We start from the raw sequence: 26,022 nt of genomic DNA, 5'->3' as shown, positions 1-26,022 counted from the left end.
CCCGTCGGCAGAGGAGACGGAGACAGGACTCCGAGCAGACGGTCCGGTGATCGAAAGCTGTCGGAGGCCTCAGCCCTTGGCCTGTTCCTTGGGCCCAGGCGCATGGCGGTGGCGTGGCCGAGCATCGCCCGCTCGGTCTGCCGGGGTTGGGCGCGGCGGGCAGTGGTCCCGTGTCTCCCGCCCGGCACGCCTGAGCAGGAAGGCGACCAGCCGACGCCAGGCGTGGGGAGCCGGGGCGTGGGTCACCTGTACGACGCCGGCGTTCGCCATGAGGAAGAGCATCACGTCCTCGGGCACGAAGTTCTCGCGGAGCGCACCCGCCTCCTGGGCGCGACGCACGAGTGCGGACAGGGCGCGGTTCCGGCGCTTGCAGAGCGACCCGGCCGTCCGGGACGTGGGCAGCACACTGACGACCAGATCACTGAACCCGCGGTCGGTGGCCATGGCACCGCAGATCCGCTCGACGAAAGTGCTGAACCGGATCCAGGGGTCGTCGCACTGCAACGCCTCCTCGGCGATCGCGGCCCACTTCAGGAACTCCTCTTCGAAGGCCGCTTCGACCAGGCTCTCCCGGGTGGGGAAATGACGGTAGAGCGTCCCCGCGCCTGACGATAGAGCGTTCCCGCGCCGACTCCGGCGCGCTCGGCGACCTCGTCCAGCGGAGCGTCGAGTCCGCGTTCCTGGAAAAGCCGGCGCGTTTCCTGGCCGATGCGTCGCCGATTCCGCGCGGCGTCGGCGCGCAGGGCGCGGTCGCCCGTACGACTGCTCTCCGCGAGACTCATACACGGAGAGTAACAACCGGAGAATATTGTCCGGTTCGGATGGCGGAACGATACGGCAGCGGAGGCTCCAGCCACGAGGGCCCCAGCGACGGGCCTCGCGAAAGCGCCCACGAACATGCAGGTGGTCCGCCGGCTGTGGCGGTCCCTTCGCCAGGCTGTCCGGATCAAGGACGGGGAGCTGGAACCAGCCCGAGAAGGGTCGCTCCGAGAACTTCGCCCGCCTGCCCCAGCGCGGAGGGGACGAGATCGCCCAGCTCTCCGAGGCCGTCCATGCGATGCCGCCGGCCCTCGCCACCCGGTTCGAGGCCGGATGCGCCGTGACGGCGAACATCGCGCACGAGCTTCGCACCTCGGTCGCGGGACTGCTGACCGCGTCGAGCCTGCTCATGGGGGCGACCGTCCCACCGAGAGTCGGCACAGCCCGCCCGAAGGCGGCGCTGTCGTAACCGTGACTTCCCGCCGGAAACTCCCGAGCCGTGTGGGGCCGCGCGCTCCGAGCCCTCGATCCGTCCGCATACGCCTCAGCGCAGCCCCTCAGCGACCACCGTCCTCACCAGGTAGCTCGTCACCTCCTTCGTCGCGTACACGGAGGTGTTCAGGTTGCGCCGGCGAAGACGGGAAGGTAACCGCGGGACTGCCCGAGTTCCGTGGGGTGGTACGACTCGGTGACGGCCAGCCAGTTGACGCTGCGCAGCCAGGGGCTGGTCGAGCAGATCTCGTGTCCCGTGAACGAGGACCTGACGTCGGCGAAGGCGAATCCGTGGTCGGCGACCCGCTTCGCGATCACGCCGTCCAGATGGTCCACGGCGTTGTTGATGGCGGACCGCTCGGTCTCCGAGAGGCCCCCCTTGCAGCTGCCGTTGAGCTTGTACAGGTGCGGATAGCTGAGAACCACGACACGGGCGGCCGGGGCCTTCCTGCGGATGGCCGTGTAGAGACGGTCCAGGTCGCCCGGCAGGGTCCCGTCCATGTACGAGCGCGCCTGGGCGATGGCGGACAGGCAGGCGCTGTCACCCCGCAGCACACAGGTCGTCATGACGTCGGAGAAGCCCGAGTCGCTGCCGCCGACGGAGATGCTGACCAGGCCGGTACGGGTGCTGAGCACGCCGAGCTGGCGATTCAGGACATCACTGGTGTGAGCACCGTTGCATGCGGTGAAGCTGAACGACGACGGTGAATGGGCCGCGGCCCACAGGGCGGGATAGGCCCGGCTGCTGCGCAGGCAGTCGACGCTGGATGCGAGGTAGCTGCCGGCTCCGACCCCGGCCGAGTAGGAGTCGCCGAGGGCCGCGTAGCCCATGGCCGCTGTTTGCGGTGCCGCCTGCGCCGTCGCGGCACCGGTGAAAGTGCACGCGACGGCGAGGAGGAATGAGGACGAACATGCCGCGATTCGGGACTGTCTCATAAACCTCGCTTAGCACGGCCCGTTCGTCACGGCTGCCATGGCCGTCACCCTGTGTTCAGTCGTGTTGAGAGGCGACCACGGCCATGCCGCATCCGAAGAACCCCGCACCGAAGGGGTTTTCTGCCGAAACCAGAGGCTCGGCGGTGTGGCCCGGCCCCGCTCGGGTTTCACCCCATGAGCCGTCACTCGACTGGCCGCGTGTATGTCGCGGCTGAGGTGGTGGCCCTGGTCAAGATCCTCGAGGGGCCGGAGACGGGGCGGCTGCCACCCCAGCAGCTCGCGGATGAGTGTGCTCAAGCCTTGCGAGGCACTGTGCTCGATGTCAGCAGCTGTCATCAAGTAGGATCCGGGGCATGAGCCGATGGGAGCCAAACGCGCGCGGCCGTCTTGAGCAGGCGGCACTGGAGCTCTACATCGAGCGCGGGTACGAACAGACCACGGTGGCGGAGATCGCCAAACGTGCGGGGCTGACGGAGCGTACGTTCTTCCGGCACTTCGCCGACAAGCGTGAGGTGCTGTTCGCGGGCGCGAGTTCACTGCAGGAGCTCTTTGTGAACACCGTCGCCGATGCGCCCGAATCCGCGGCGCCGATCGACGCGATGGCTGCGGCCCTGGACGCCGCGGCGGCAGTGTTCCGGGAGCGCCGCGACAGCGCGCGACGGCGCCAGGCCGTCATTGTCGCGAACGCGGAGCTCCGGGAGCGTGAGCTGATCAAGCTGGCGTCGTTGTCCTCGGCCGTCGCCGACACGTTGCGTCAACGCGGCGTCAGGGAACCGGTCGCGAGCCTGACCGCCGAGGCGGGGATCGCCGTGTTCAAGATCGCGTTCGAACGCTGGGTCGACGGGGGCGACGACCAGGATCTGTCGCACCTCATCCAGGAGTTGCTCGACGAGCTCAAAGCCGTGACCGCAGGCAAATGATCGCCTGGGGCGTATCGGTGACATACAGGGCCTCACGTACTGTCACAGCCTCTGGACGGTCCGTACGGGGCTATGTAGAGTACGAGTATGGGTATGCCGCGTATGACCCTGCAGACCCAACTGGTGCTGCGGGCTTTGCTGGAGGACCCCGCCAGACAGCGCTACGGGCTTGAGCTGTGCGAGTTGGCGGGATTGCCGTCGGGCACGATCTATCCGATCCTCGCCCGGCTCGAACAGGTCGGCTGGCTGGACAGTACCTGGGAGGACCCGGCCCTTTACCAGGACGCCGGGCGCCCGCGCCGCCGCTTCTACCGGATCACCGAGCAGGGCGCAGAGCAGGCCCGCGACGCCCTGGCACGTGCCTACCGGTCCCGGAAAAAGCCCCTTCCCGGATGGGCTGCCGCCCGCCCGCTCGCAGACGGAGGCGCATAGTGACGGCACAGCGGTACACCGCACCGACGTTCCCCGCGCGGCCGGGCGCGACCCCCTCGCTCGAGGGCATCCTCGCCGTCGTTCGCTCGCACCACCCCGACGCCGACCCCGAGTCGATCAAACGCGCCCATGCCGAGGCCGCCTTATGGCATGAAGGCCAACGACGCCGCAGTGGCGCTCCCTACATCACTCACTGCCTCACGGTCGCGGCCATCGTCGCCGACCTGGGTATGCCCCCGCCCTTCGTGTGCGCGGCCCTGCTGCACGACATGGAGGACACACTCTGCCCGCCACACCGGCTTGCTGATCAATTCGGCGAGGACGTCGCCCAGTTGGTCGCAGCGGTTCCCGCCACGCCCCTGCTCCCACAGCCCACGGCCGACACCTCGTCGGACGCCGGCCACGATGCGCCGGGACCGTCATGGGAGACTGCCGTACTGGCCATCCGCCTCGCCGACCGGCTCCACAACATGCGCACCATCGCGTTCCTGTCCCCGGCCACGCGACACCGCAAAGCCCGCGAAACCCTCGACGTCTTCGCACCCCTGGCCCGCGCGGCCGGACTGGAGACGGTTGGCGGCGAACTGCACGACCTCGCCTCGGCCGTCCTGCACCCCGCACCGCCCACCCAGGCCCTCACCCGCCGTCTGCTGGCCGCCCTCACCCTGCTGCTGCCCGCCCGGCAACGAGCACGCTGGCGCGAGGAATGGACCGCCGAACTGGCAGCCCACGCCACCCGCCTGGAACGAGCCCGCTTCTGCTTCCGGGTCATGCTCGGCGCGCCGCGACTGTCCCTGACCCTGCGCCGTCCGTTCCGCCAGGCACGACAGTCATGAGCGCGGCAACCCGATGCGGGAGCGCCCTTGGCGCGGTTGCCGCGTTCGTCCTGGCCCTCGCACGCGGAGGACTGACGGCCTGGGCGGCCGCGGCCCTCACCGCAGGCGGCCTGATCCTGCTGGCTTTGATCTCTACATTTGGCCGCACTAGTTTGTGAGCATGGCCGTGAACCACGTGAAGCGGGCGTTCAAGTACCGCTTCTACCCGACCGATGCGCAGGCAGCCGAGTTGTCGCGCACGTTCGGGTGCGTGCGGAAGGTCTACAACCTCGCCCTCGCCGCCCGCACCGAGGCGTGGACGCGGCAGGAACGGGTCAACTACAACGCCACCTGGGCGATGCTGACCGCGTGGAAGAAGACCGGGGAACTGGCATTCCTCGACGACGTCTCGTCGGTGCCGTTGCAGCAGACACTGCGGCACTTGCAGACGGCGTTCACCCACTTCTTCGCCAAGCGGGCCAAGTACCCGCGCTTCAAGTCGCGGAAGAAATCCCGGAAGTCCGCCGAGTACACCACCAGCGGTTTCCGCTTCCGCGACGGGAAGCTGACTCCGGCGAAGATGAGCGAGCCGCTGGACATCGTGTGGTCCCGGCCGCTGCCCGAAGGCGCCAAACCGTCCACCGTGACCGTCTCGCAGGACACGGCGGGACGATGGTTCGTTTCCCTGTTGTGCGAGGACCCGGCCATCAAGCCGCTTCCCGCCGCCGATGGGGCAGTCGGGGTCGATGTCGGCCTGGAGCACCTCCTGACCCTCTCCACGGGGATAAGGTAGCCAACCCGAGGCACGAGCGCCGTGACCGCGCCCGCTTGGCGAAGGCCCAGCGCAGGCTCGCGAAGAAGGCCAAGGGCTCCGCGAACCGAGAGAAGGCCCGGCGCAAGGTCGCCAAGGTCCACGCCCAGATCGTCGACCGGCGCCGTGACAACCTGCACAAGCTGACCACTCGTCTCGTTCGTGAAAACCAAACGATCGTGATCGAGGACCTGACCGTGCGTAACATGGTCAAGAACCACTCCCTGGCCCGCGCCATCTCGGATGCGGGCTGGAGCGAGTTCCGCTCCATGCTGGAGTACAAGGCCGTCTGGTACGGGCGGGAAGTGATCGCCGTGGACCGCTTCTTCCCCTCTTCCAAGCTGTGCTCCACCTGCGGCACCCTGCAAGAGAAGATGCCGCTCAACGTCCGCACCTGGACGTGCGACTGTGGCACCACGCACGACCGCGACACCAACGCGGCGCGTAACCTTCTGGCCGCCGGACTGGCGGTGTCGGCCTGTGGAGCCGGTGTAAGACCTCAACGGAGCACTCCGGGCGGGCAGTCGGCGATGAAGCAGGAAACCCCACGGCGCGAGCCGTGGGAATCCCCCTCGTTCACGAGGGGGAGGAAGTCAACCCCAACGAGACACCGGCCCGCCGCCTGGGCCGGCTGATCCAGGCCTGGAGAAGCCCACCGGCCCGCCGCCTGGGCCGGCTGATCCAGGCCCGGAGAAGCCCGACAGGCCGGGCCGCCGGACCTGAACCGGGCTGTCAGCCCTCGCCTCCGTCACCACCCGCCGGAGGCAACATGTGATCGGTGCGCTGCGGGCGCGGGCCGCAGCCCGCGATGGTGTGGTCGTCGCCCCGGCAATGACAGCATGCGTCGTGGGCTGCGGTTTCGATGAGCCCGTGGTCGAGGTGATGGGTCCGGGCGGACGATAAGGTCGGTCGTCGTGAGGCCGCCAGGGGAATTGGACAGCGTCGACTGGTCCGCGTCGACGCACGCGTACGGCAGTGCCGAGGACGTCCCGGAGTTGATCCGGGCGTTGTACTCGACGGACGTGGAGCAGATCGACGAGGCGTTGTACGAGTTGTACGGCAACGTCCATCACCAGGGCTCCGTCTACCCCGCCACGGTGGCGGCCGTGCCGTTCCTCGCCCATGCGGCGCTGCACTCGGTGGCCAAGCGTGAGCAACTGCTGATGTTGCTCGTGGTCATGGCCGACCAGCCCGTGCCGGAGACACCGGTAACCGACGGCACGCGTTCCGTGACGCAGGCCGTACGGGAGACGGTCGCCGCACAAGTGCCGCTGTTGCTGCCGTGCCTTGGCGACCCGGACCGGGCCGTACGCCGGGCGGCTGTGCGGCTGGCCGCACTGGGCGGGGTCGGCGCGGAACCGGTACCACCCGGTGCCGTACGGCAGCTGACCGATCTGTTCGACAGTGATCCGGTCGCCGAGGTCCGTGCCGACGCGCTGACCGCCCTGGCCCACATAGACCCCGACACGGAAGCGGCCCGCCGTCGGGAGGCCGCGGCACTGGACGGCCCGGTCCCGGCGGTCCGGCTGGCTGCCGCACTGCTGGGCCTGGAACGGTCGGGGCCGCCGTACCCGTCCGACCTGGTCGCGGTCCTCGCCGCCGACGGTGCGGAGCCGGACCCAGGCGAGGACGACTTCCCGTTCGCCGGGCTGGGCACTCAGGAGCAACGGCTGACCGACCTGCTCACCGCCGACCCGCACGCCGGGCTCGCCGTGGCCGAGGCATGGGTGGCCGAAGGCGATCTCGGCGGCCGCGGCTCCTGGCTGGCCGACGGCATCGCCGACACCTGGCGGGACCGTGAGCCACAGGTGGTGGCGGTGCTGGCCGAAGCCCTGCCGCAGCAGCGCGACAACGATGCGCTGGCCATGCGGCTGGAGGCCATCGCCCGTTGGATACCACGTGTTCGCGAACCGGATGCAGACGTGCGTGCAATCCTTGTGCGCCACGCCGCCACCACCGATCCGCGCGTTTCCGCCGCAGCCCAAACCGCCCTGGCCCGTTGCGGGAACCCCAGGGTGCTCACCGGGTCGTTCGAGCCGTCGGTGAAGGCCCTTGCCGAACTGACAGCTGACCACCGTGCTCTGGGGCCCATCCGCCAGGTCCTGCGCAATGCCGACTCCAGCGGTCTCACCGCCCTGATCAGCGCCCTCACCCCAGCCACCGCCGAGCAGTTGCTGCCCGAACTCATCGAACTGCTGAGAACTCGCCGGTCAGCCATCCCGGTGGCCCGGCTGCTCGGCACCGTGGACGACACGGCGGCTGTCACCGAACCGGACCTCCTGGACGTACTCGCCGCGGCCATGAACAGCACCGACGAGATGCTGCGGGCGGCATCGGCCGCCTCCCATGCACGGCTGAGCAAGGACCCCGCCCCCGCAGTACAGGTACTGGAGCTTCTGCTGTCCAGAGGCAAACAGAAGCACTGGTACCTGCCGGAGGCCGGCCGCCTTGGTGCAGCGGGCTCCCCGTTGCTGCCCGCCGTCGAACAGCTTCTGCACGCCCCGGGCGCCTGGACGCGGATGGCCGCGGCCGAGGCCCACTGGTCCATCACCGGCGACCCCGAACGAGCTGTACCGGTGCTCGCCGAACTGACCGGAGCTTCCCCGGTGGGGCTCCGGGCACTGGAAGCACTGGTCGAGATCGGAGCCGTCCCGGAGGAGTTGCGGCCCCGGCTGCGGCATCTCGCCTGGTCGCCACTGCGCCTGATGCCGGTCGCCTGGCCGCCCGAGATCCCGCATCCCGACGAGCGGCTTCGGGCGGCGGCCCTGCGCCTGCTGAGCCGACCGTCCTGACCGTCGACACGCTGCAGGCCGCTGCCGCCCCGGACCCGTCGTCCGTACTGTCAGAGCCTTCTGCCAAGATCCGGTCATGGAACTCGCAGATGTCCTCACCGGCCTCGACGACCGGCCCTGGGCCACGCTGGTACATGCATACGGCAGTGCGGAGGATGTGCCCGGCGGACTGCGTGCTTTGGCAGGCACCGACACACAGGCGGCGGAGCAGGCGCTGTACGAGTTCTGGGGCAACATCCTGCATCAGGGCACGGTGTACCCCGCGACGGCCGAGGCGGTGCCGTTCCTGGCCAGGCTGGCGGCTGCCGGGCGCCGGAGCGCCGATCTGCTGGTGCTCCTCGGCTCCATAGCCGCGAGCAGTGACGAGCACGGCCTTGCGCCGGGTGCCTGTCGCGAGGCGGTCGCCGCACAGCTGCCCGTGATCCTGCCGCTGCTGGCTTCGGACGACGCGGGGGTTCGGCAGGCCGCGGCCTGGGCGGTGGGGCACACCGCCGCCGGTGCCGAGGCGTGGCCCGCGCTGGAACGGCGCTGGGCCATGGAGCAGGAAGGCATCGTCCGGGCGGAGCTGCTGGCCGCCATGGTCCGGGTCGATCCGGCGAGGAGTGTGGCTGCGGCCACCGCCGCCCTGGATTCGGCGGGTCCGGCGGAGCTGCGCATCGCCGGCGTACTGGCCTGTCTGGATGCGGGGCTGCCGTGGGACGCCACCCAGCACGACACGCTGCTCTCGGTGCTCCCGGCCAACGACCTGGTCGCCGGGCGGTTCGACGACGAGCAGCGCGAACCGCTGCAGGCCGTCGTCGACGTCCTCCTGCGCCGTGATACGGACCAGGGACGTGAAGCCGCCCTTGCGCTGCTGGACGCCGCCTTGCGCACTCCGGCGCCGGAGGTCCGGGAGGAAGCAGTGTGGGCCGCCGACCACGCATGCATGATCTCCCGTGCCGCCCCGGCGAGGTTGGTCCCCCTGCTGCTGCCTCTGCTGGACGATCCGTCGTCGGTACCACGCGTACTGCCCCTGCTGGGCAAGATCGCAGAGCAGGCGGGTCCGGCCGCTGCGGCACTCGCCCGGCTCGCCGGCAGCGGCGGCGACACGGCCGACCGCGCACTGGCGGCACTCATGACCATCGCACCCGACCAGGCCGCACCACTGCTCGCCATTGACCTGCCGCAACGGCCGCGCGCGCTGGCTGTCGCGGCCGGCGCCCGTGGCGTACGTGCGACGGACGAGGCCGCCCTGCCCTTCACACCCGCTGTGCTGGACGCGGTCCGCCGCCGTCTCGCCGACCCGGAGCTGAGCGGAAACGAACCGATCCATCTCGCGCTGCTGCTCGCCTCATGGGGCAAGGCGGCCGCCGCCGCTGTGCCCGAACTCCTCGACGCGCTGCCCCGCATCCCACTCGCCGGGCCCAAGGCGCTGAGGGCCGTGTGCCCCGACGAGGGCGCGATCCGCAGGCGCATCCAGCGCCGGCTGGCCAAGGCAGTCCGGCAGGGCCCCGAGGACGGCCGCCTCGCCGCGGCGCACGCCCTGTACGAGCTGAACGGCGAACCGCACCCCCTCCTCACCGCCATCCGCGCCGAACTCGCCCACGGAGGTCACCGGTTGCCCCAAGCCGCCCAGCTTGCCGCCCGACTCGGCAAGGATGCCGACGACATCGTGCCCGACCTCCGAGCCGCGCTCAGCGATCCGGCACAGGACCGGACCATCCCACAGCTGGACGGCGACGTGGCGCTGGCCGACGCGCTGTGGCAGATCACCGGCGACGCCGACGAATCCGTACGGGTACTCGACGGAGTGCTCGCGGCAGCCGACGGGCCCTGGTTCCGCTGGACGGGAATCCGGGCAGCGCGGCTGGCAGCACGGCTCGGGCCCGCCGCGCAGCCGTTGCGGCCGGCGCTGGAACGGATGCTTGCCACGCCACTGCACGCACCCGCCGCTGCGCTCGCACTGACGGCCATCGGACCCGAGGAGGAGCTCCGGGAGCCACTGGACCGCGGCACGCTGGCCGATCTGGTCCTGGACGCCGCGGAGAGCAACGCCGACCCCGACACCGCATTTGAAGCACTCTCGGCCCTGGGCGCGCCCGCACTCACCGACGAGCATCTGCGCAGACTGGCCGCCTTGGCCGACCGCGATCCGAGGGTGGTGGACTTCGGGCTCGAGGACGAAATCATCCGCAAGGACGAACGGCTGCGCGCCCGTGCCCGCACGACACTGGCGGCCCTCGGCCGCTGAGCATGGGCTATGCTTGAACCAGAGCTGGTCACCACAACTCCTGGTGCCTGGTCTCGCGTTGGTGGTCCAAGGAAAGACGTCCCGCTTCCTGCGGGAAGATGCAGGTGCAAGGCCTGCCCGGCGCTCGCATGCGAACCCCACTCCGCGGTATGCGGGGTGGGGTTCGTGCGTTGCCGCGCCTGACCCGACCCTTGTGGCCAAGGGCACCCGGAGCTTCACAACTGAAGCGCCTTGCGCGGTTTCTGAGGAGAAGCGCGGCGGAGATCTTCCGGGATACGCGCCACCCGTGCACAGTCAAGAGCTGCCATGAACGGATCGGGTGCGCAAGCGGTACGGGACGCCGCCGCGCCTGCCCCGTCCCTGGCCACACCCGGGTGCACCGCACGTCGTCAGGAGGACAGTCGATGGAAGATCACGGCCGCCTGGCGAAGCAGGAATCCCCTTCCGCGCCGGACGGCATGGGCCGCCGAAGATTCCTCGGATACGTGCTGGCCGCCTCGACTCTGACGGTGGCCGCCCAGCTGGGCGAGGAAGTCCTCGCTCCCGCCCGGGCATCCGCGGCGATTCCCTCCCCGCCCGGGCCGGCCGAGATCTACGACCTGAACGACATGCTCACCCACGCCACACTGCCCACGGCGAACCTCATCACGATCAGGATCGACACCGAAGGCACGGCCTCGTTCGCGCTGCCCCGCGCCGAAGTCGGGCAGGGCATCACCACCTCGAGTGCGATGCTCATCGCCGAGGAGCTCGACCTTCCGCTGGAGAAGATCCGTGTCACGCTGGCCGACGCCCGCCCCGAGCTGGTGTTCAACCAGCTCACCGGCGGGTCGAACACCACCATTTCCACCTTCACCCCGATCCGGGTCGCGGCCGCCGTGGCACGTGGCCGGCTCCTTGAGGCCGCGGCCCTGGAACTGGGGGAGACGGTGGGCTCCCTGACCGCCAAGGCAGGGGTTGTCACCTCCACCACAACAGGCAGAAGCCTCACCTACGGCGAACTGGCCCAGAAAGCGGCCGGTACAGCGACCACTCGAGTATCGGTCACCCTCAAAGAGCCCTCCGAGTTCACGATGATCGGAACGGCGCAGGGGCGCATCGACGCGCTGGAGGCGGTCACGGGCCGCAAGAAATTCGCGATGGACCTGCACGTACCGGGCGCGCTGCCGACCATGGTGTGCCGGCCGCCGACGATCAACGGCACGGTGCGTTCGGTGGAGAACCTGGACGAGGTGCGGGCCATGCCCGGCATCACCGACGTCGTGCGGATCTCCACGGGTGTCGCCGTGCGCGGCCGGACGTTCGGGCAGTGCATCGACGCCGTACGCGCCCTGAAGGTGACCTGGGGGCCGGGAACAGCCCACGGCGCGTCCGATGACACGATCCGCGACAAACTGCGCAGGGCCGAACTGCCGCTTCCCGCCCTGGATCTGCTGACGAAGTCCGTGGACGCGCGCTTCACCTTCCACTTCGCCGGCAACAGCGCCCTGGAGACCAACTGCGCCATCGCCGACGTACGAGAGGACTCGGCCGAGATCTGGGCGAGCCTGAAGTCCCCCATCACCGCGCAGGAGCAGATCGCCCTGACGCTCGGTCTTCCGGCGAGCGCGGTGAAAGTGCACGTCACCGAGGGTGGCGGTTCCTTCGGGCGCAAGCTCTTCCACGACGCCGCCGCCGAGGCCGCCGAGATCTCGAAGGCGATGGGCAAGCCGGTCAAACTGATGTGGCACCGCACGGACGACTTCCGTCAGGGCCGCACGCACCCGATGGCCACCTCCCGGGTCAGGGCCACATACGCGCTGGGGGAGGTGCTCACCTACGACCAGCGCCACACCTCTGTGGCCACCGATTTCGGGCACGGTGTCGGCGAGATCATCACCTCCGAAGCCGCTCGACTACCCGTCGGCGACCTCACCTTCTCCGAGACGATCTTCGCGCTCACCCAGCAGACTCCCTACAACTTCGGTGTCGTCACCCAGCTGCTCAGCGAGACCGACAAGGGCTTCAACACCGGGTCCATGCGCAACATCTACTCGCCGAACGTGCGGTGCGCGCAGGAACTGGTGGTGGACGAGCTGGCCAAACGCATGGGCAAGGACCCTTACGCGTTCCGCCGCACCTTCCTGAAGGACGAGCGGGCCCGCGCAGCACTGGACAAGGTGGCCGAGGTGGGGGGTTGGGGACGGAGCATGCCCGCAGGGACGGCGCAGGGCATCGCGATCCACCCGGAGTACCACGCCGTGGTAGCGGTCCTCGCCGAGATCGACTGCCGTCCGCAGACCACCGGGCGGAAGATCCGCGACGCGTACGCCGGCCCGCGCGTGACCAAGGTCGTGTGCGCGGTGGACGTGGGGCTGGCGGTCAACCCCCGTGGCCTTCAGGCCCAGATGATGGGCGGCATCATGGACGGCATCGCCATCACCCTCAGCTCCAGTCTCCACCTCGAGGACGGCTACTTCCTGGAGGGCAGCTGGGACAACTACTACTACACCCGGCAGTGGAACACGCCGCCGGAGCTGGAGATCGTCGTGATGCCGCCGACCACCGGCAAGCCCGGTGGCGCGGGGGAGCTGGCGGTCGCGGGCGCGATGGCCGCAGTGGCCTGCGCCTACGGCCGCGCGACCGGAACCATGCCCACCAGCTTCCCGGTCAACCACGCCGAACCACTCGGCTTCGAGCCGCTGCCCACCACCCCGCCGATCCCCGCGTCCCCGACCGACGGCCTCGGCCGCGCCTACTAGGAGACCAGGAACAACCGTGCCCGAACACACCTTCATCCTCAACGGCGAGACCGTGACCGTGGACATAGAGGACGACGTCCGGCTGCTCTGGGTGCTCCGGGACGTCCTGGGCGTCACGGGACCCAAGTACGGCTGCGGCCTCGGCGTGTGCCAGGCCTGTACGAGCCACATCAACGGCAAGGCGTTCAACCCCTGTTGTGTCCCGGTGAAGGACCTGCGCCCCACCGACGAGGTGACCACCGTCGAGGGCCTGCCCGCCACCGTCGGGAAGGCGCTGCACCCCATGCAGGAGGCCTGGCTGGAGTACGACGTCGCCCAGTGCGGATACTGCCAGCCCGGCCAGATCATGACCGCCGTCGCCAAGGTCCGCCAGGCCCGTGAGGAGGGCCGCGAGATCAGCGAGGCCGACCTCGACGAGATCCGCAACGTCTGTCGCTGCGGAACGTACCACCGCATCCGCGAAGCGATCGTGGCGGGCGCCAAGAAGTACTGAAGCCAGGGCGGTCGAGGAAGAATTCCCATAGCCCGAGGGAACGTTTCGTGCGGACGGCTCCTCTGCAGTGCGACGGATTGCCATCGTCGTCGTAGGAGGACTCATGTCGTACCGACCCGACAGCCCCACCCCCACCCGCGCCGCGGCACTTGTCGCCTCGGTGCTCACCGCGGACGCCCTGCTCCATCTGTACTGGACTACCGGCGCCACCTGGCCCGCCGCCGACGACAGGAGCCTGTCCCAAGCGGTCCTCGGTACGTACGTGCCGTTCACCCCGCCGATCCTGCTCCCTCTCGTCGCCCTCCTCCTCACCGCCGCCGCCAGTGTCCTCGCCCACTCGCGCCGCCCCCGCCACCTGCTCCTTCGCTTCGGCACCCTCGTCGTGGCCGCAGGCCTGTCGCTGCGCGCGCTCGCGGGGATCTACTGGCTGTTCGCCAAGGAGACCGGCACCGCCTTCTACTGGCTCAACCTCGCGCTCTACACCCCGCTGTGCGCCGTCCTTGCCGTCGCGACCCTGCACGTGGCGCGGTGGAAGGATGCGGCCCGTGCCCGATGAACGACCCGACGACCGGACAGTCCGGCTGGTGCGAGCCGCCCAGCGAGGGGACACCCTCGCCATGGCCGAGCTCCTCGACATCCTCGCCCCGTACGTGGGCCGCGTCTGCGCACCCATCGCCCTGGACCAGGGAGCGGACGCGGCGCAGGAGGCCCTGATGGCGGTCTTCAAGTCGCTGCGCGCCCTGAAGGACCCGGCCGCGCTGCACGGCTGGGTCCGTGCCATCGCCGTACGCGAGGCGGTTCGCACCGCGCACCGCGCCGCCCGCACCGTATCGGCCGACCTCAGCTCGCTGCCCGCCCGCGGCGACCCCCAACTCTCCGCCGACATCGCAGACGTACTGGACCGGCTTTCCCCCGAGCACCGCGCGGTGCTGATGCTGCGAGACGTGGAGGGCCTGGACGAGCGCACCGCCGCGGCCCTGCTCGGTGTGCGCACAGGCACCGTCAAGTCGCGGCTGCACCGCGCCCGCGACACCTTCCGGAAGGCGTGGACATCATGAACGAGCTCTGGCCCACCACCGACCTCGACCCGGTACGGCGCCTCCACGCCCTGGCCGCCGGCATTCGCGGGGCCCATGTCACCGAAGCGCACATCGACGCGCCCTTCGACCGGGTCTGGGCACTGCTGAGCGACCTGGAGGGCGGGTTCGGTCAGGTCGTGACCGACATGGAGCGGCTGCGCGTCGTCCGCCGTCAAGGCGAGCGAGTCGAAGCACTGGCGCGCAGCAGGTACGGCATGCGCGCTCGCCTGCGCGGCGTGGAGCGGCCCGGCTGGTGCTGGCTGCAGAGCCGCTTCCTGCTGATCGGCGTGGGGGCCGCGCCCGAAGGCCCGGGCACGCGGGTGGCGTTCACCGGTGGCGTACGCCTGCCGACTCGCGCGGCCCTGATCCCGCTGGGTGTACGTCGTGAAGGCAGGCGCAATGTGGAGCGCCTGACGGCCCTGCTGTGAGCCGGACGGAACCGGCTCCGGCAGGGGCGATGCAGTGCGCGTTGATGCAGTGGCTCTGCACGCGATGAACTGCCGGGGGCCGATCCACAGGGCTCGGCCCCCGATGCAGACCCGCTCACTTGCGGTGTTCTGGCACGTGTACGGGATCAGCCATGCGCCGTTTCGGGTGCTGCTGCCCGGTGCGGCGGCGGCCGACAGCGTGCCAGCCGCGCGCCAGGGCTACCCCGCACGCGGCGACGGCGGTCTTGCTGCGCCATCGCATGATGTCCTCCCGTGCGGTCGTACGCGTCGACTGCGCACCGCAGCGTTCCGGACACGCCGCCGGCCTTGGGGGAGGGTGCCGGACGATTTGCTCGCCCGGGGTTCAGTGCGGGAAGGCCCTCGGTGAGCGCTGCTGGGGCAGTTCGTCGCGGAACTCCTCGATGATCGTGCTGATCTGCCGCATGAGTGAGGTCTTTTCCAGTCGATCGAGGTAGAGGTTGCGGCGGGCGAGGCCGGGAGCGTCGACACAGAAGTACAGGGACATCAGCGGGTTGATGAACAGTTCGCTGTTCTTCGTCCGCTCGGTGAAGTGGACGTTGCCGAAGTCACCGCGGACGGCGGCGGCGATGGAGCCGTTCACGATGCTCGGGTGGGTGGGGGTGCACTGCTGGGCGTGGGCCACTGCATCGAGGTAGAGGGCTCCTTCACGGCTGTGGTGGGGGAGGGAGAAGGCGCCGAGGTAGGCGCCGTCGCGTTCCAGGGCGGACAGGTTCTCCAGTACGAGGCTGTGGTTGACGCCGTGGTAGGAGTCCACGCCGAAGCCGAGGCAGGCCACGAGCCGGTGCGGTATCTCGTGGAGTCCGCTCACAGCGGCGAGGCTGGCCATGTCCTCCTCGGGGGTGCCCAGTCCGTGCTCGTCGCCCCGCATGAGGATGTCCGTGCCGCCGTCCACCAGGACGAGGGCGTCGATTCCGCCCAGGTGGCCGGTCAGTGCGCGGTATGCGGCACGCAGCGGCTGCACGCCTGTCCGGGGGAAGGCGTACACGGTGGAGGGCAGGTCGTGTCGGTCGAGCCACCGGGCGAGTGTGCGCTCGGGGAAGTAGTCACCCCGGACGGTGGTGTCGGGGCGGACGGCCGCGACATCCTGCTCGAGCCAGACCTCCAGGTCCAAGCCGTACAGATCGGCGAAGGAGAGGTTGGCGAGGTGCACCTCCTTACCGGCCGAACGCAGGGCGAGGGCCAGGGGGAGGCCGGCGTAGACGTCGAATCCGCCGCCCGCACCGGCGACGAGTACGCGCCGCGCGTCGCTCAGCCGAGTGAAGAAGGGCGGCTCCTGGAGTGAGAACACCCCGGGACGCTAGCAGGGCCCTGGCTGGTAGCCCACCGGTTTGCTGATCAGCCGCTATCGCCTGATCGTCAACCCCGGGTGGTAGCGACGCATGGTGGCCATGACCTCGTTCAAGTCCACCGGGAGCGTGGTCGCGGAGATGTTGGCCGGGCTGTAGCCCATGCGCAGGTTGGCCTTTCCAGCGATACGAGCCATTCGCGGGGCCCGTGCCAGGTAGGCGGCCGGATCGTGCAGCACCAGCTCGAGCACTCGCTGCGAGCTGGACCGGACCTTGATCTCCCTGATCCCGATTGCAGCGATCTCCGTCCAGCCGATCGAGCCCAGCATCACATGTGTCAGGCCCTCGCTGGTAAGCACCAGTTCGGGCCGCCGGCGCACAACGCGTCCGATGGCCAGGCAGGCACAGAGGCCGAAGAACAGCACGGCCGCCGCACCTGCGAGAGTGCCCTTGAGCGAGGCGTGGTTGATCAGCAGCCAGGCACCCAGCGCCACGAACACGATCGAGCCAAGAGCCACGAGCGAGGTGCGGCGTATGGAAGAGGGGTAGGTGGTTCCTGGTGCATTCACAGGATCGGTGGTCACGCGATCACACCTTAGGGCAGTCGTCCCTGGATGACATCCCCGTTCTGCCCCACTCGCACGGCGCGCTCCATGCACACCAGTTGATCCCGATCGTCCCCTGAGGCGGAGATGGTGAAGCCGAACCGTTCGTACAGGGCGACGGCAACTGTCCGCCAGTTCCACACGGACAACCACACGGACAACCGCACGGCGCCTGCACTGCTTTCCGCAGCATGCGCAAGCGCGGCGCCGAGCAGGCCGGACGCAATGCCTCGGCTTCGGAACGCCGGGTCGGTCCAGAGCCGTTGATCTCCGATCGCCCGCCTCGGCAGCACCTTCTACGCCGCGTCGGCCTCCGCGGAACGGATCATCGAGCTTCTGGACCAGCGCCCTCAGGTCCTCGAGGTCGCAGACGCCCGGCGCATTCACCGGGCACGGGGTGACGTCGAGTTCGACGGCGTGTCCTTCCGCTAGCCCGGCACGTCGCGCTGGGCGTTGTCCGGCGTGTCGTTCCACGTCGGCCCCGGCGAGACCCTGGCACTGGTCGGCGTCGGCGGGGCCGGCAAGTCGACCGTCGCGAAGCTGCAGCTGCGCTTCGACGACCCCGATCAGGGCACGGTCAGGCTCGACGGGATCGATCTGCGGAACCTGTTCCTGTCCGACGTGCGGGACAGCGTCGCGGTGGTCCTTCAGGAGACGCTCGTCTTCCACGGAACGGTGCGGGACAATATCGCCTACGGCAGGCGGGGGGGCGACGGAGGCGGAGATCGTCGCCGCGGCGCGCGCCGCGGACGCCCATGAGTTCGTCCAGCTGCTTCCGGAGGGCTACGACACGATGGTCGGACGGCGCGGGCGGACGCTGTCCGGCGGACAACGCCGGCGCCTGGCCATCGCCCGCACGATGATCAGGGACGCGCCCGTACTGCTCCTGGGCGAGCCGACGACCGGCCTCGACGCCCAGTCGGGCCTGAGGATCATGGACCCGCCGCGCCGGCTCATGACCGGGCGGACGACCATCGTCATCTCGCACAACCTGCTCACCGTCCATGACGCCACACGAATCGTGGTGCTCGACCGCGGCCGGGTCGTCGAGTCCGGGACCCACGACGACCCGCTCGTACGCGGCGGGACGTACGGCTGGCTCCACCGGCTCAACGCCGTGACCGGTCCCGCGCAGGCCGGCCCCTCGTTTCCCAGGACGGTGCCGTCATGACCGAGGTACCGACACGGGTGGCCCCGCCCCTGGCACCGGGCGCCCGTCCGGTTCCGGGCCACGAGATCCTGGGGCACCTGGCGCGCACGGGATGGCTGGATGTGTACGACTCCTGGAGCGAGGAACGGGCCTGCCGGTGCGTCATCAAGATGGTGCGTCCGGACCGCCACGACGAGACGCGGCTGCGCGACCGGCTGCTGCGGGAGGGACGTTGGTTGCAGGCATTCACCCGTGCGCACCTGGTGCGTGCGTACGAGACCTTCGAGTCACCCGAGCCGCTCGTCGTCCTGGCAACGCTGACCGGCGAGACGCTGTCCCATCTCGTCCACCGGCTGCGGCGCAGGCCGGCCGCCGACGACGTGGCCCTCCTCGGTGTGCAGCTGTGTTCCGCGATCCACTATCTGCATGGGCAGGGCCTGCTGCACCTGGACCTCAGGTCGTCCAATGTGGTGGTGGACTGCGGGCACGCGAAAGTGCTCGACCTCAGCGTGGCGCGCCCGCCCGGGGTCGCTCCTCCCGGGGTGGGCACGTTCTGCCACCTCGCACCGGAGCAGGCGCGCGGCGGACACCTGTCGGCCGCGGCCGACGTGTGGGGCATCGGCATCACGTTGTACGAGGTGGCGAGCGGTGACGTGCCGTTCGACTGCGGTGAGACCGCCGGAGAGACTTACGACACGGAGACCGCGAAGGCAGCGTACGAGGCGAGGACCGCGGAGGCGGAGGACGACGTCCCAGGGGCGGGGACGACTGGTATCCGCAGCTGGAGGCAAGCGCCCCACCGATCGCATCGCGGCGGCGCCTGCCACGCGGTCTCGCGGTGGCCGTCGACGGCTGCCTGCAGGGCGACCCGTCCGCCCGGCCCACGATCCCCGAGCTTGCCGCGGCCCTTGGCATGACGCTCCCGGGCCAGGGGTCCCGCGCCGCCCGCACCTGAGGTCCGGTACGGCGCGCTGTCGTGGGGCCGCCACCCGTTCGGAATGTGCCGGGCTACACCTGGTGGGCCCCGTCGAAGTGGGCCGTGGCGAGCACGGCGCCGTCGGGTGACGTCAGCCGGGCGCCGGAGAGCACCGAGGGGTCGACGGAGGCCGGGCCACCCCAGTAGCCATAGCCCCCGTGCACGGTGAAGGCGCCGACACGGACCGTGGTGCCGTCATGGCGCTCCAGCAGGCAGGTGACCTTGCCGCTGTAGGGAATCCCGGCGTCCGCGAGGTCGACCGACATGTAGACCCAACCCCGGGACCCGGGGTGGGCGTAGATCTCACCGGTCGGCTTCCCGAGGGCCCCAGAGGTGAGCCCGCCCCACAGCATGCCCATTCCGGCTACGGCGGAGGTGGAAGGACCGGCCGTGAGGTCCTCCTCCATGGCCGTGCCGATCGCCCAGCCGCCGAAGCCGAAGGCAAGCGCGAGCGCGGCCACGGCGGAGGCCATCCGCAGTCGGACCCGGCCGCGGAGGCCCTTGAGCGGGAATCCGGACCCCCGGGCATGCGAACGCCTCTCGTGCGTCGGCGCCCCCCGGCGCAGCGACTGCGCCACCCGGGCCTCGAACCCGACCGGCGGCTCGCTGCCGGGCAGCAGCCCGATCAGCCGGTCGCCCACGAGGGTCAGATGCTCGATGTACTCGCGGCAGTCGGCGCACCGGTCCAGATGGGCGACCGCCTCGGCCCGCTCACGGCCGGGCAGCACGCCGAGAGCCAGTTCGGCGCCGATCTCCCGTAGCTTCTCGCAGGTCACGTCACTCGACATGGTCACCTCGCTTCGGCGCAAGCGTGGTCCGCAGTTTTCCCATCGCGGTCCTGATGCGCGTCTTGGCGGTGCCCAGCGGGATCTTCTCCCAGTCGGCGATCTGTTGGGCCGTCATTCCATAGATGCCCGCCATCACCAGGGCACGGCCCTGCTCTCGCGGCAGCTGTGCCACGGCGGCCCGCAGCCGGGACGACGCCTCGTCGGCCAGCGCATGCTGCTCGGGCGTCTCGCTGACCGCACCCAGGATCGCGTCGAGATCTTCCGGCGCAACCGGCTCCGGCCGCCGCGAACGGACGGCGTCGATGGCGAGGTTGTGGGCAATGGACGTCAGCCAGGTCGCCACCGAACCGCGGCGGGAGTCGTAGATCTGCGCATGACGCCACGCACGCTCGAATGTCTGCTGGGCGATGTCCTCGGCGAGCTGTGGATCCCCGGTGACGGCGAAGGCGACACCGAAGACCGTGTGCTGGAACCTCCGTACGAAGGTCACGGCGAGCTGTGGATCCCCGGTGGCCAGCCCGGACAGCAGAGCCTCGTCCGGGAGACGGCCCACGGGGAACCGAAACCTCTGCATACCGGTATATACGGTCCGCCCCCGCCGGGAGATTGCCCGGCCGTCGCGGAAGATCACGTACTTATTCTCCTCCGCCCGTGCCTACGCAACCACGGGCGGCGGTGGCGGGCATTGCTGTGAACGCCCGCGTAGCCGCGGAGCGGCCTGCGGGCCGGGTCGCTGCGGTGGAGATCGCTTCAGGTTCCGCCGGATGCCAGTGCGATCCCGAGGGGTGTCCTCTCGTACAGGACCTGGTGGCCGTAGCGGCGCGAGACGAGCAGTCCCGCCCCGCGCAGGGCGGACAGGTGTGCCGATACGGACGAGGGAGCGAGCCGGAGGCGGTGGGCCAGGGCGGTGGTGGTGGCCGGTTCGTCGAGCGCGGTGAGCACGGCTGCCCGGCCACGACCGAGGATGCGTACAAGGGCGTCGGATGCCCGGCCCGTCGGCTCGGTCCACAGTCCGCCGATGCCCCGGGCCGGGTACGCGAGGGTCGGTTGCCACGGCGGGTCGAAGCCACTGACCACGTCCGGCCAGGAGAAGACGCTCGGAATCAGCACCAGGCCCCGGCCGTCGAGGTCCCGTACGTGCTCGGCCCTGGCGTCGACTGTGAGCGTCCCCGAATTCCAGGTGAACCGCCGGTCGAGTTCGGGCAGCAGCCCGCCCAGGCCCACCTCGGCGAGACGGCGCGAGTGGAAGGCGACGTCCGCCTCCAGCAGAGCGCGCAGCCTGGGCCAGTCCGGTTCGACCAGCGCGTGCCAAGCGGCCTCCAGCAGGTCGGCCAGCCGCTGGATCGTGCGGGACGGGTCGGCCAGCAGAGCGCGGCCGAGCGCTGACCCACTGGCTCCCGGAGTGTCCGCAAGCGCCCGCGCCGTGTCGTCTCGGGCCGCCTCGGGATCGGCCCCGCGGATCGCAGCGATCTCCTCCTCGAAAGGTGCGGCGGGGCCGATCGGCGGAGGGCCCAGCCAGTCCGGGGTGTGGCCCTGCCGGGGCATCAGCAACCACAGCGGTGCCAGATCGAGCCCCTCGGCCGCAGCACGGATGCGGCGCAGCCACCCGGCGTGGTAGCCGTGCCGGTCCGGACGATTCAGGGTACGCACGGCTTCCTGCGTCTCCCACAAGGGCGACACGGCGAAACGGCAGCGCAGGAGGTCGTCCTTGCCGAAACGGAGCTGGAACGGCACGGCCACCTCCCGGGCGGCGGATCGAAGTTTCGGCTGGTGCCGAAACTTTACGCTCCCCGGCACACCTCGGTGCACGCTGCCGCCCATGCCGTACGAGAACCAGGACACCGCGACGACACAGGCACCGACATCGCCCACCGCACCGCCACCGGAATCGGAATCCGCCCGCACCCGCACCGGCTACGCCCGCCTTTTCGCCGTGGGGGAGTTTCGTGCCGTCTTCCTCGCGCATGCTCTGTCACTGCTCGGAGTGGTCGTCAGCGAGATCGCGCTGTCGGTGCTGGTGTACGGGCTGACCGGGTCGGCGCTGATGAGCGCGCTGGTGTTCGCGCTCGGGTTCCTGCCCTATCTGGTCGGCGGGACGCTGCTCGCGGGGGTCGCCGACCGCTTTCCGGCCCGGCGGGTGCTCGTGCTGTGCGACCTGGTGTGCGCGGGGTGCGTTGCCGTGATGGTGCTGCCGGGCGTACCCGTCGTCGTACTGCTGGCCATGCGGTGTGCGCTGGCCGTGGTGTCGCCCGTGTTCCAAGGGACACGGACCGCCACGCTCGCCGATGTCCTCGGTGACGGGGAACCGTTTGTGCTGGGCCGGTCGCTGCTGCGGATCGTGTCCCAGAGCGCGCTGCTCGCCGGGTTCGGCCTCGGAGGCGTGCTGCTCACCGCGGTGACTCCGCGCGACGCGCTTGTCATCACTGTGGGTACCTTCCTGGCCTCGGCCGCGCTGCTCCGCCTGGGTACCCGGTGGCGGCCCGCGCGGGCCGCCACCGGGTCGGCCCTGGTGCGCGAGTCGCTCGCCGGTGCCTGGCAGCTGGTCGTCGACCGGCGGGTACGAGCGCTGCTCCTGTTGTTCTGGGTGCCGCCGATGTTCGCCGTGGCGCCGGAGGTCCTGGCCGCGCCGTACGCCGACCAGCTCGGCAGTGGCCCGATCGGACTCGGCCTGCTGATGTGTGCCATGCCGGTGGGCGCGATCATGGGCGAGTTGTATGTGGGGGCGGCACTGCGGTCCGCGACCCGCGACCGGATCGCCCTGCCGCTCGTATGCGTGGCCCTGCTGCCATACCTGGGCTACGCGTTGCGTCCCGGTCTGGGGTGGTCCCTGACGCTCCTGCTGCCGGCCGGCGTCGCCTCTGCGTACACGCTGGGCCTCGACCAGCGGTTTCTGGAAGCGGTCCCGCCGGAGCTGCGTGGGCGGGCCATGACCCTCAATACTGCTGGGCTGATGACCGTCCAAGGGGTGGGCATGACCCTTGCCGGGGTGGCCGCGGAGTTCGCCGGGGCAAGGACCACCGTCGTGTGGGCGGGTGCGCTGGGCACAGCGTGCTGCGTACTCCTGGTCTTGTCGGCGTCGCGCAGGGCCGGCTGGACGTCGTGCGTCTGATCTTCACCTTCGACTGGGCCGCAAGGCGGCAGTCATCAGCTCGGCAGGACTGACCAGCCACCTGCGGGACCATGCGACTGGTTGCGGAGGGAAGGGACGCTACGGCAGGGTTCCTGACGTGGCCACTTTGCTGATCGTGCATCACACTCCCTCGCCCAACTGCCAGGCGATGTTCGAGGCCGTCGTCTCGGGTGCGACGGCGCCGGAGATCGAGGGCGTCCGGGTCGTACGACGGGCCGCGCTGTCCGCCACGGCGTCCGATGTGCTCGCCGCCGACGGATACCTGCTGGGCACTCCCGCGAACCTCGGCTATATGTCCGGCGCCCTCAAGCATTTCTTCGACCAGATCTACTACCCATGCCTGGAGGAGACCCGCGGTCGGCCCTTCGGCTACTACGTGCACGGCGGCAGTGACGTCACGGGCGCCGTACGCGGAATCGAATCGATCACGACGGGCCTCGGCTGGCGGCGCGCAGCCGAGGCCGTGACCGTGACGGGCGAGCCGGACAAGGCCGACGTCGAGGCGTGCTGGGAACTGGGAGCGACCCTTGCTGCGGGACTGATGGGCTGATCTCCTCCGTCAGGCCGGTCCGGGCCGCGCCCGCTCAGGTCTCGCGCAGCGGCGCGTACACCTCCGGCTGAAGCCCGAAGGTCCAGGCGACCCCTTCCCTGGCCTCCCGGGTCGTAGGAGGCACCCGAAGCCAGTAGGTACGGCGCGTGCCGTCAGGTTCCGGCGTGGAGTTGACCACCTCCACCATCACCACCGGCTCGTCCCCTACCAGCTCGATCCGCCAGAGCGTTCCGGTCTCGTCGCGGTGGACGGGACGGGCGCCGGATTCGGACAGATAGCGTTCGTAGCCGTAGTACTCCAGCATCACGCGGCGCAGCTCGGCGTTCTCCTCGGCCCGTATCCGCTGCGGAGTCAGGGCTCGCAGTTCGGCCAGGAACTTGGCAGGCACCGGCATGCCACGCCAGGCGTGCAGGGCGAACCCGTCGGGGAAGGCGAGGGCCGGACCGTCCCCGCGGTCGAGGCGGCCGGCTTCGTCCCGGTGCAGGGCGACAGGGCGTTCACACACCACGGCCACCTTCTCGAACGGCCACCACCAGCCTGCGCTGCGGGACACCTGGGCAAGCCCGTCCAGCGGGGGACGGTCGGTCCGGAACGCGGCGAGCCACGGCGCGTCGTGCTGTCCGAGCACGGCGTCCAGCAGAATCAGCCGGATCTCCGTCTCGTCGTCGCTGTTCGCGCCGGCGAGTTCTTCCAGCACGCCTCTGCGGATGCGGTCGACCAGAGCCTGCGTCAGGTCCCACAGGCGGGCGCCGGTCGCCGACCAGCGTGCGGACCAGCCGGCCGGACCCAGCTCCTCGTGTGCGCGGCGGCGTTCAAGTGCCCACGGAGCGGTACGCACCGCATCACGCACACTCCGCCCCGCGCCCGTCAGTTCCCGTACCAGCCTGACGCCCTCCAGCGGCGAGGCGGCCCACACCACACGCTCCGGCTCCCTCAGCCCGGCCCGCCGGTAGGCGAGCCGAATCCCTGCCTCCGCCGCGGTGCGATCCGCAGGTACGGCAGCTGCGGCGGCCTCGCGCCAGGACTGCACCTCCTCCGCCTCAACCGAACCGTCGGCCGTCACTTCCACCGCCGTCTGCTGAGTCATCAACGTCCCCTCCCGTGTCCTCAGTCCGCCACGATCCGTACGGATCCGGGGACGTACTCCCGCTGCCGGATCACCCGGTACCACCCCTTGGGCAACGGGATCGCCGCATGCTCCTCATGGACCACCCGCCCGCCCTCGGGCAGATGGAGCAGCATCGGGCCGTACGGCCCAGGCACCCGCACCAGTTCGCCCGGACCGACCACGGCGTGGGCATGACCGGTGACCTCGCCGAGGGCCAGGACGAGCCGCCCCCTGCCATCACGCGGCTCCTTCGGCGCGTGTGCGACGTGGGCCGGCACCGCAGCTTCCGCGACGGGCACGATCAGTACGTCTCCCTGCCGGTACATGGCTCTCCCCTCCTGCCCGGTGCACAGCACACCGGCTTCGAGACCGACAGTACGAGCCGCCACTGACAACGGGCCGCGGCGACGGCCCCCCGACCGGCGTTGTCAGTGCCTGTTGGTAGAACTGCTGGCGTATCACGGACAACCGCCATCTCACGTCAGGAGCAGCCCGCATGACGATCGGGGACCATCTGCAGGAGCTGTACGACCTGCCCGCCTTCACTTTCCCGGGGCCGGACGTGACGGCGGAACTGCCCGAACCGGACGCCGTCGCCTGGCGGATCACCAGTGACGTGTACGACGCCGACGAGGAGTGGGAGACGGCATTCGCCCGCTTCTGCTCGAACGTGGACACCACCCGCGTACGCGCCCTGATCGTCGGCGCCTGGCAGGAGGCGTACGACACCGACTGCTCCTCGGTGATCGAGGCGCTGCTGGCCGCCCGCGACCGTTTGCCCGCACTGCGGGCCCTGTTCCTCGGCGACATGGTGGTCGAGGAGTGCGAGATCTCCTGGATCAACCAGACCGACGTCACCGGCCTGCTGGGCGGATTCCCGGATCTGGAGGAGTTCGCCGTGCGGGGCGGCTCGGGGTTGAAGTTCCCGGCGTTGCGGCACCACCGGCTGCGTTCCCTGACGGTGCAGACCGGAGGCCTGCCCGTCGATGTCGTACGCGGAATCGGCGCGAGCGAACTCCCGGCGCTCGACCACCTCGACCTGTGGCTCGGCACATCCTGGTACGGCGCCGACAGCGAGGTCGCCGACCTGGAACCGATCCTGTCCGGCACACGCCTGCCCAGCCTGCGTCACCTCGCCCTGCGCAACAGCGAGATCCAGGACGACATCGCCGCCGCCGTCGCTTCAGCACCCGTGGTCGCCCGTCTTGAAGTGCTGGATCTGTCCATGGGCACCCTGAGCGACGACGGTGCGACCGCGCTCCTCGGAGGCCAGCCGCTCACACACCTCAAGAAACTCGACCTGCACCACAACTACCTCAGCGAGCCCGTCCGGCAGCGCATACGCCAGACTCTCGAACCGGCAGGCGTCGAACTGGACCTCGCCAGTGGTGACGCCGACCAGGACGAGGACGAGGACGGCACGATCAACCGCTATGTCGCCGTGGGGGAGTGAACGCGC

General features: G+C 70.1%; 27 protein-coding genes and 2 pseudogenes. 18 read left to right on the top strand and 11 right to left on the bottom strand.

Annotation, left to right across the window (positions count from 1 at the left end):
- Positions 1-69: 69 nt before the first annotated feature.
- Complete coding sequence (locus ABT186_RS18895) at positions 70-504, bottom strand: SbtR family transcriptional regulator (protein WP_351925944.1); 435 nt, start codon at positions 502-504, stop codon at positions 70-72.
- Between the two features lie 26 nt (positions 505-530).
- On the bottom strand, positions 531-782 hold the full coding sequence (locus ABT186_RS18890) for a helix-turn-helix domain-containing protein (protein ID WP_351925942.1): 252 nt from the start codon (positions 780-782) through the stop codon (positions 531-533).
- 275 nt (positions 783-1,057) lie between these two features.
- On the opposite strand from ABT186_RS18890, the gene ABT186_RS47985 reads away from it, so the two are divergent.
- Entirely contained in the window at positions 1,058-1,228 is a 171-nt protein-coding gene (locus ABT186_RS47985) for a hypothetical protein (protein ID WP_502973246.1), read from the top strand.
- A gap of 149 nt (positions 1,229-1,377) precedes the next feature.
- Here ABT186_RS47985 and ABT186_RS18880 read toward each other — a convergent pair whose 3' ends face one another.
- Positions 1,378-2,187, bottom strand: coding sequence for an SGNH/GDSL hydrolase family protein (locus ABT186_RS18880; protein ID WP_351237415.1), 810 nt, complete (start codon positions 2,185-2,187; stop codon positions 1,378-1,380).
- 353 nt (positions 2,188-2,540) lie between these two features.
- On the opposite strand from ABT186_RS18880, the gene ABT186_RS18875 reads away from it, so the two are divergent.
- The 11 genes and pseudogenes from ABT186_RS18875 (at position 2,541) to ABT186_RS18825 (ending at position 14,928) form a co-directional block, all read left to right on the top strand.
- Positions 2,541-3,107, top strand: a complete 567-nt coding sequence (locus ABT186_RS18875) for a TetR/AcrR family transcriptional regulator (protein ID WP_351237417.1) — start codon at positions 2,541-2,543, stop codon at positions 3,105-3,107.
- A gap of 87 nt (positions 3,108-3,194) precedes the next feature.
- Entirely contained in the window at positions 3,195-3,539 is a 345-nt protein-coding gene (locus ABT186_RS18870; RefSeq protein ID WP_351925940.1) for a PadR family transcriptional regulator, read from the top strand.
- On the top strand, positions 3,539-4,375 hold the full coding sequence (locus tag ABT186_RS18865; protein WP_351925938.1) for an HD domain-containing protein: 837 nt from the start codon (positions 3,539-3,541) through the stop codon (positions 4,373-4,375). Before ABT186_RS18870 ends, ABT186_RS18865 begins: the two co-directional genes overlap by 1 nt.
- A gap of 160 nt (positions 4,376-4,535) precedes the next feature.
- A pseudogene (locus ABT186_RS18860) lies at positions 4,536-5,725 on the top strand (RNA-guided endonuclease InsQ/TnpB family protein); the annotation flags it as partial.
- A gap of 354 nt (positions 5,726-6,079) precedes the next feature.
- On the top strand, positions 6,080-7,957 hold the full coding sequence (locus ABT186_RS18855; protein WP_351925936.1) for a HEAT repeat domain-containing protein: 1,878 nt from the start codon (positions 6,080-6,082) through the stop codon (positions 7,955-7,957).
- Between the two features lie 76 nt (positions 7,958-8,033).
- On the top strand, positions 8,034-10,187 hold the full coding sequence (locus ABT186_RS18850; protein ID WP_351925934.1) for a hypothetical protein: 2,154 nt from the start codon (positions 8,034-8,036) through the stop codon (positions 10,185-10,187).
- A 404-nt stretch (positions 10,188-10,591) separates the two neighbouring features.
- Positions 10,592-12,928 carry a molybdopterin cofactor-binding domain-containing protein gene (locus tag ABT186_RS18845; RefSeq protein WP_351925932.1) on the top strand — a complete coding sequence of 779 codons (2,337 nt, stop codon included), beginning with the start codon at positions 10,592-10,594 and terminating at the stop codon, positions 12,926-12,928.
- A gap of 16 nt (positions 12,929-12,944) precedes the next feature.
- A complete protein-coding gene (locus ABT186_RS18840) occupies positions 12,945-13,421 on the top strand; it encodes a (2Fe-2S)-binding protein (RefSeq protein ID WP_351234819.1) in 477 nt (158 codons plus the stop codon).
- A 103-nt stretch (positions 13,422-13,524) separates the two neighbouring features.
- Positions 13,525-13,977 (top strand): DUF3995 domain-containing protein, encoded by a 453-nt coding sequence (locus tag ABT186_RS18835; protein WP_351925930.1) that lies wholly within the window; start codon positions 13,525-13,527, stop codon positions 13,975-13,977.
- Positions 13,958-14,479 carry an RNA polymerase sigma factor gene (locus tag ABT186_RS18830; RefSeq protein WP_351234823.1) on the top strand — a complete coding sequence of 174 codons (522 nt, stop codon included), beginning with the start codon at positions 13,958-13,960 and terminating at the stop codon, positions 14,477-14,479. Before ABT186_RS18835 ends, ABT186_RS18830 begins: the two co-directional genes overlap by 20 nt.
- Entirely contained in the window at positions 14,476-14,928 is a 453-nt protein-coding gene (locus ABT186_RS18825; RefSeq protein WP_351234825.1) for a hypothetical protein, read from the top strand. Before ABT186_RS18830 ends, ABT186_RS18825 begins: the two co-directional genes overlap by 4 nt.
- A 364-nt stretch (positions 14,929-15,292) precedes the next feature.
- On the opposite strand, the gene ABT186_RS18820 is transcribed toward ABT186_RS18825, so the two are convergent.
- The 3 genes and pseudogenes from ABT186_RS18820 to ABT186_RS18810 form a co-directional block, all read right to left on the bottom strand.
- On the bottom strand, positions 15,293-16,258 hold the full coding sequence (locus tag ABT186_RS18820) for a DUF1152 domain-containing protein (RefSeq protein WP_351234827.1): 966 nt from the start codon (positions 16,256-16,258) through the stop codon (positions 15,293-15,295).
- Between the two features lie 54 nt (positions 16,259-16,312).
- Positions 16,313-16,840, bottom strand: a complete 528-nt coding sequence (locus tag ABT186_RS18815; protein ID WP_351234829.1) for an STM3941 family protein — start codon at positions 16,838-16,840, stop codon at positions 16,313-16,315.
- A gap of 11 nt (positions 16,841-16,851) precedes the next feature.
- Positions 16,852-17,127: pseudogene (locus ABT186_RS18810) on the bottom strand (GNAT family N-acetyltransferase); the annotation flags it as partial.
- Between the two features lie 196 nt (positions 17,128-17,323).
- Between ABT186_RS18810 and ABT186_RS18805 the strand changes: the two are divergent.
- The 3 genes from ABT186_RS18805 to ABT186_RS18795 are packed head-to-tail and all read left to right on the top strand — an operon-like array spanning position 17,324 to position 18,928.
- Positions 17,324-17,620, top strand: coding sequence for an ATP-binding cassette domain-containing protein (locus ABT186_RS18805; protein WP_351925928.1), 297 nt, complete (start codon positions 17,324-17,326; stop codon positions 17,618-17,620).
- Between the two features lie 34 nt (positions 17,621-17,654).
- Entirely contained in the window at positions 17,655-18,032 is a 378-nt protein-coding gene (locus ABT186_RS18800) for an ATP-binding cassette domain-containing protein (protein WP_351925926.1), read from the top strand.
- A complete protein-coding gene (locus tag ABT186_RS18795; RefSeq protein WP_351925924.1) occupies positions 18,029-18,928 on the top strand; it encodes a protein kinase domain-containing protein in 900 nt (299 codons plus the stop codon). Before ABT186_RS18800 ends, ABT186_RS18795 begins: the two co-directional genes overlap by 4 nt.
- Before the next feature lie 91 nt (positions 18,929-19,019).
- Here ABT186_RS18795 and ABT186_RS18790 read toward each other — a convergent pair whose 3' ends face one another.
- The 3 genes from ABT186_RS18790 to ABT186_RS18780 all read right to left on the bottom strand — a co-directional run bounded on the left by ABT186_RS18790 (position 19,020) and on the right by ABT186_RS18780 (position 21,509).
- Positions 19,020-19,775: an anti-sigma factor family protein gene (locus ABT186_RS18790; RefSeq protein WP_351234835.1), complete on the bottom strand. Its 756-nt coding sequence runs from the start codon at positions 19,773-19,775 to the stop codon at positions 19,020-19,022.
- Entirely contained in the window at positions 19,765-20,349 is a 585-nt protein-coding gene (locus ABT186_RS18785) for an RNA polymerase sigma factor (RefSeq protein ID WP_351234837.1), read from the bottom strand. The genes ABT186_RS18790 and ABT186_RS18785 overlap by 11 nt, the downstream gene beginning before the upstream one ends.
- A gap of 176 nt (positions 20,350-20,525) precedes the next feature.
- A complete protein-coding gene (locus tag ABT186_RS18780; RefSeq protein WP_351925922.1) occupies positions 20,526-21,509 on the bottom strand; it encodes an ArsR/SmtB family transcription factor in 984 nt (327 codons plus the stop codon).
- Between the two features lie 85 nt (positions 21,510-21,594).
- Between ABT186_RS18780 and ABT186_RS18775 the strand changes: the two genes are divergently transcribed.
- The gene (locus ABT186_RS18775) at positions 21,595-22,884 is read left to right on the top strand and encodes an MFS transporter (protein WP_351925920.1); all 1,290 of its coding nucleotides are present in this window, start codon (positions 21,595-21,597) and stop codon (positions 22,882-22,884) included.
- 118 nt (positions 22,885-23,002) lie between these two features.
- The gene (locus ABT186_RS18770) at positions 23,003-23,455 is read left to right on the top strand and encodes a flavodoxin family protein (RefSeq protein ID WP_351227201.1); all 453 of its coding nucleotides are present in this window, start codon (positions 23,003-23,005) and stop codon (positions 23,453-23,455) included.
- A gap of 34 nt (positions 23,456-23,489) precedes the next feature.
- Here the strand turns inward: ABT186_RS18770 and ABT186_RS18765 are convergent, their stop codons facing one another.
- Both ABT186_RS18765 and ABT186_RS18760 read right to left on the bottom strand, forming a co-directional pair.
- Entirely contained in the window at positions 23,490-24,542 is a 1,053-nt protein-coding gene (locus ABT186_RS18765) for a DUF6745 domain-containing protein (protein WP_351925918.1), read from the bottom strand.
- Positions 24,543-24,562: 20 nt separating this feature from the next.
- Complete coding sequence (locus ABT186_RS18760) at positions 24,563-24,889, bottom strand: DUF8820 family protein (protein ID WP_351925916.1); 327 nt, start codon at positions 24,887-24,889, stop codon at positions 24,563-24,565.
- Between the two features lie 170 nt (positions 24,890-25,059).
- Here ABT186_RS18760 and ABT186_RS18755 point away from each other — a divergent pair, with 170 nt between their 5' ends.
- Complete coding sequence (locus ABT186_RS18755) at positions 25,060-26,016, top strand: STM4015 family protein (protein ID WP_351227195.1); 957 nt, start codon at positions 25,060-25,062, stop codon at positions 26,014-26,016.
- The last annotated feature ends 6 nt before the right edge of the window (positions 26,017-26,022 follow it).

The organism is Streptomyces sp. NPDC001634 (assembly GCF_040298185.1).
Taxonomy (GTDB): Bacteria; Actinomycetota; Actinomycetes; order Streptomycetales; family Streptomycetaceae; genus Streptomyces.
This window is presented reverse-complemented; position numbering and strand designations above follow the sequence as displayed.

Excerpts from the sequence above, each read along its gene's own strand:
- ABT186_RS18890 (WP_351925942.1), bottom strand. The coding sequence starts at position 782 with ATGAGTCTCGCGGAGAGCAGTCGTACGGGCGACCGCGCCCTGCGCGCC.
- ABT186_RS47985 (WP_502973246.1), top strand. The coding sequence starts at position 1,058 with ATGCCGCCGGCCCTCGCCACCCGGTTCGAGGCCGGATGCGCCGTGACG.
- ABT186_RS18880 (WP_351237415.1), bottom strand. The coding sequence starts at position 2,187 with ATGAGACAGTCCCGAATCGCGGCATGTTCGTCCTCATTCCTCCTCGCC.
- ABT186_RS18875 (WP_351237417.1), top strand. The coding sequence starts at position 2,541 with ATGAGCCGATGGGAGCCAAACGCGCGCGGCCGTCTTGAGCAGGCGGCA.
- ABT186_RS18870 (WP_351925940.1), top strand. The coding sequence starts at position 3,195 with ATGGGTATGCCGCGTATGACCCTGCAGACCCAACTGGTGCTGCGGGCT.
- ABT186_RS18850 (WP_351925934.1), top strand. The coding sequence starts at position 8,034 with ATGGAACTCGCAGATGTCCTCACCGGCCTCGACGACCGGCCCTGGGCC.
- ABT186_RS18845 (WP_351925932.1), top strand. The coding sequence starts at position 10,592 with ATGGAAGATCACGGCCGCCTGGCGAAGCAGGAATCCCCTTCCGCGCCG.
- ABT186_RS18835 (WP_351925930.1), top strand. The coding sequence starts at position 13,525 with ATGTCGTACCGACCCGACAGCCCCACCCCCACCCGCGCCGCGGCACTT.
- ABT186_RS18830 (WP_351234823.1), top strand. The coding sequence starts at position 13,958 with ATGCGGCCCGTGCCCGATGAACGACCCGACGACCGGACAGTCCGGCTG.
- ABT186_RS18825 (WP_351234825.1), top strand. The coding sequence starts at position 14,476 with ATGAACGAGCTCTGGCCCACCACCGACCTCGACCCGGTACGGCGCCTC.
- ABT186_RS18800 (WP_351925926.1), top strand. The coding sequence starts at position 17,655 with ATGGTCGGACGGCGCGGGCGGACGCTGTCCGGCGGACAACGCCGGCGC.
- ABT186_RS18795 (WP_351925924.1), top strand. The coding sequence starts at position 18,029 with ATGACCGAGGTACCGACACGGGTGGCCCCGCCCCTGGCACCGGGCGCC.
- ABT186_RS18790 (WP_351234835.1), bottom strand. The coding sequence starts at position 19,775 with ATGTCGAGTGACGTGACCTGCGAGAAGCTACGGGAGATCGGCGCCGAA.
- ABT186_RS18785 (WP_351234837.1), bottom strand. The coding sequence starts at position 20,349 with ATGCAGAGGTTTCGGTTCCCCGTGGGCCGTCTCCCGGACGAGGCTCTG.
- ABT186_RS18775 (WP_351925920.1), top strand. The coding sequence starts at position 21,595 with ATGCCGTACGAGAACCAGGACACCGCGACGACACAGGCACCGACATCG.
- ABT186_RS18765 (WP_351925918.1), bottom strand. The coding sequence starts at position 24,542 with ATGACTCAGCAGACGGCGGTGGAAGTGACGGCCGACGGTTCGGTTGAG.
- ABT186_RS18760 (WP_351925916.1), bottom strand. The coding sequence starts at position 24,889 with ATGTACCGGCAGGGAGACGTACTGATCGTGCCCGTCGCGGAAGCTGCG.
- ABT186_RS18755 (WP_351227195.1), top strand. The coding sequence starts at position 25,060 with ATGACGATCGGGGACCATCTGCAGGAGCTGTACGACCTGCCCGCCTTC.